General features: G+C 42.3%; 1 protein-coding gene. It reads right to left on the minus strand.

Translation table 11 applies throughout. From position 1 onward, the window contains the following. Positions 1-183: 183 nt before the first annotated feature. The gene (locus A3735_RS24515) at positions 184-837 is read right to left on the minus strand and encodes a hypothetical protein (protein WP_156499694.1); all 654 of its coding nucleotides are present in this window, start codon (positions 835-837) and stop codon (positions 184-186) included. Between the last annotated feature and the right edge of the window lie 123 nt (positions 838-960).

Consider the following 960-nt stretch of genomic DNA (forward strand, 5'->3'; position numbering starts at 1 on the left):
TTACGAGGTTCGTTCTTTGTTAGAGCATACGCTTGATTTGGTTATAGATGGTGGCTTCTGTGGCTTTGAGGCAACCTCTGTGGTGAACTTATCAGGCGAAGAAACGGAGATTGTTCGTAAAGGCTGCGGTGACATCTCGGCTTTCGAGGGCTAAGTATCACCGCTTGTTTAGGCGGGTACGGTTTATGCGTTTATCGTTAAGCGGAAGCTGTTATCCTTCGACAGAGCTGCTTGCTCACTATTATTGGTGATTTTGTTGGTTTTCAGTGCTTCATAGCGATGGGCGATATCATTTAATTTGTTATGCTCATTTTGTTCGCTAATTAGCTCATTAAAGAGATTATTACCAACTCCATATGCACCAGAAATCTTCACGACATTGTCTACGTAATCAAGTGTAGGCTGCTGTTTGCTCAAACGCTGAAAAGCCTCTTTAAAGTGTTTGTTGTTGTTAAGGTCAGTACTTATTTTTTCATGATCGCTTGGGCGCATCGCGCCTTTGATCTCAATGTTGCCGTAAATATCCTTCTCTACACTTAGCTGGGTTCTCGGGTTTAAGTTGTACTCAGCAAGCTTATTACGCAGAGTTTCCTTGAGGAAGGCTTTATCTTGGCCTAACTCCGTTTTGAATGTTTCAACATTTACCTTTTTACTTTGACTTTGAATGCCTAGTCTTAATAAAGTGACCGCATCGTCTAGCAATACTCGCTTTTCTGCTTGTTCTTTGCGTCTGGCACTGTCGTCTGCGTGGCTGCTGTTTTCAGTACCGTTTTGAGAGTCCTGACGTTGTAGTTGCTGAGGGATCTGTAAGGCTTGTTCTGTTGATATATGTGCCATGGTTATTTGCTCGCTAAGTTCCAGTTCGGCAATCAATGACCGTTTTCTGACAAAAAATGCTAGTTATCTAAGGAATAGCAAATTAAATGCCAAGCTTGTTAGGCGGCTAGGGTAAGTTAACAT

This window comes from Oleiphilus sp. HI0061 (assembly GCF_001635675.1).

Excerpts from the sequence above, each read along its gene's own strand:
- A3735_RS24515 (WP_156499694.1), bottom strand. The coding sequence starts at position 837 with ATGGCACATATATCAACAGAACAAGCCTTACAGATCCCTCAGCAACTA.